3 protein-coding genes are annotated in these 2,256 nt (G+C 55.0%); 1 reads left to right on the top strand and 2 read right to left on the bottom strand.

The annotated features are described in order from the left end of the window. Positions 1-83 precede the first annotated feature (83 nt). Complete coding sequence (locus BP737_RS05420; RefSeq protein ID WP_342685990.1) at positions 84-650, top strand: archaellin/type IV pilin N-terminal domain-containing protein; 567 nt, start codon at positions 84-86, stop codon at positions 648-650. A 354-nt stretch (positions 651-1,004) separates the two neighbouring features. On the opposite strand, the gene BP737_RS05415 is transcribed toward BP737_RS05420, so the two are convergent. Beyond that, the gene (locus tag BP737_RS05415) at positions 1,005-1,523 is read right to left on the bottom strand and encodes a hypothetical protein (protein WP_342685989.1); all 519 of its coding nucleotides are present in this window, start codon (positions 1,521-1,523) and stop codon (positions 1,005-1,007) included. 381 nt (positions 1,524-1,904) lie between these two features. Then, a partial coding sequence (locus tag BP737_RS05410; RefSeq protein ID WP_342685988.1) for a hypothetical protein occupies positions 1,905-2,256 on the bottom strand: 352 nt, incomplete at its 5' end.

The following is a 2,256-nucleotide window of genomic DNA, read 5'->3' as shown; positions in this document are numbered from 1 at the left end:
TACGTTCAAATAATCGTCCATCGATCCAGTAACTACAGGAGATCGGGGGGTCGGTACTGATTTTCCGGCGAACGGGGGAGGGAATGAAACCATTTGCACCTGACGATAGGGCGTTCACTGGCCTGGAGGCAGCAATGGTTTTCATTGCCTTCATCGTCGTAGCCTCGGTCTTTGCGTATGTAGCGCTCGGCACCGGTTTCTTCACGACGCAGAAAACGGAACAGACTATTTACTCCGCGGTGCAGCAAGTCGGTTCCGTTGTCCAGGTCGTTGAGCCGGTTATGATCCAGGCAAGTGCCGACGGTCAGCATGTACAGTATATCGTCGTTATGGTGAAGGTTCCTCAGGATGGCACTGATATTGATGCGGAGCGGTTTGTCGTAACCGTATCGACCGCGGAGTCCATGCAGACCTACACGGGAACGGCCCGGTGGCGCCCGATAGGCGGTGGCGGAGGAACAGGGATGCCGGTTTTCTGGCAGATGCAGATCCCGTTATTTCAAGCCGATGACCCCACGCTTCCGGGAGATCTGCTCATCGGTCAAAACCAGAGGTTCTTTGTCGAGATGAAGCCCTTGGATGCCGTTCCATGCACGGTAGAGCGCACAGCACCGGCTGGTATGAGTCCCGGTAGTTGGCACGAAGTATAGATGAGGGGGCGCATACAGCGCACCTGGTATGCCCCTGGCCGGGTAATCATGCCTTCTTATACACTTTTTGGACCGCTTCCAGCGGTATTGGCTCCCACGTACTATTCAGGATGGTGTCGAGCAGCATAACAACTGCAATCAAGTTGATCCAGGGCGACCGTCAGGGTTGTGAAGAGGAGGAGAACACACCGTGGATCGACAGGTGAAGTCAGCGGGGTATGGTGAGGAATCGGATCCAGCTGCAAGATGTCCCGGCTCGGTTCCATGATTGCAGACCGACGAACCTGCGATAGCCCGGTCCCGGCTGCCCTTTGAGCAGGAGAAGGACCGGCAACCGGTTGCCGGGCCATCGCGTCACTCCTCCTCTCCCGCCTCTTCCCCGCAGTCGTCCTCCTCGTTGTATTCATCCTCGTCGTCCTCTGCCCTCAGGATGTACCACGCGACGGCAAGGATGAGCGGCACGCCGACCGGGACGGAGAGCCCCGCCGGCCCGTGGAGGGTAGGACCGTACTGGAGAATGCAGGAGAGGAGGTAGGCGCCCCCTGCTCCTCCCACAAGGAGGGCGAGGGGTTTTCTGAACGACTCATAGTCCTCCTGCCGCTTGGCGGCAAAGTAGATGATTGCGGCTATCAGGAGAAAGGTGCCGCAGAGCCAGAGGATAATGGAGAGGGCGCTACGGCCGGTAATAATACCGGAGGTGACGTAGGAGATCTCCCGCCAGACCGGGATCAGGGAGACGCCGTAGGTGGTGTCCTGGTACAAGAACAGAGAGAAGCGGAAGCCTGCACCCATCCTGTCTCCGATCATGAAGACGGTGAGGGGAGTGAAGAAGCAGGCGGCGAGGAAGCTTACGGTGCGTACGAAGGTGTTCATAGTGTCTCCAGATCATATGGGGAAAAGAAGCGTTAGAATGTTGGGTAGTGCTCCACGAAACAACTGGTAATGTAACCCCTCTTGCTGTGTGATTTTTTTGCTATGAACGTGAGTTGCTGCTCAATGCAATTTGGTCAGGATTCTCTGAAATCAGTTATCAGTTGCACGTTGATACACTACTGAATGTTGTGTCCACGATTGTCATGGCCGCTGTAGTTGATGACATCAATATCGTCTTTGTTTCGCTCCGTCTTCGTGCTGATACAGTTTGTCGTGAAAGGGCTCTGTGGTGCTTATACAAGTGGGGTGACAATGCCGGAAAATGGCAGCCATCAAGACAACGGCCGAGAATTGCGTGAACACGATCCGTAAAAAAAAGGGTTAGACATAGGTATCCAGGATGACTTGGTCCGCACCGTCGGTGAAGTGGGCCGTCACAACGACGTGGTCTCTTCCCGACCAGTCATCATCAGCATTGTTCAGAACCAGAGCTGCACCGACAGAGAGATTTTTTGTTGCCTCATTTGTGTCGGTGAGTACAAACTTGGTCTCATCTTTGTGAGTCCAATATCCGGTTCCATTCGGGGCGGTTACATTCAACCACTGAACGCTTGCTGCATCTGCTCCGCCCTGATAGGTGATGATAATCTGATCGGCGCCCTGCTGTTGTGCAGTAGCCGCAACCGTCTTCGTCGTACCCATGTTCCCGCTCATCCCAAACACAAACGCCGCG

Origin of the sequence: Methanoculleus sp. UBA291, from assembly GCF_002499755.1 — an archaeon.
In the GTDB taxonomy this organism is placed as follows: domain Archaea; phylum Halobacteriota; class Methanomicrobia; order Methanomicrobiales; family Methanoculleaceae; genus Methanoculleus; species Methanoculleus palmolei.
The sequence above is the reverse complement of the archived record's forward strand: the minus strand, read 5'-3'. Positions and strand labels throughout refer to the sequence as shown.

What these genes read in the sequence shown, in the direction of transcription:
- BP737_RS05415 (WP_342685989.1), bottom strand. Translation starts at nt 1,523, where the DNA reads ATGAACACCTTCGTACGCACCGTAAGCTTCCTCGCCGCCTGCTTCTTC.
- BP737_RS05420 (WP_342685990.1), top strand. Translation starts at nt 84, where the DNA reads ATGAAACCATTTGCACCTGACGATAGGGCGTTCACTGGCCTGGAGGCA.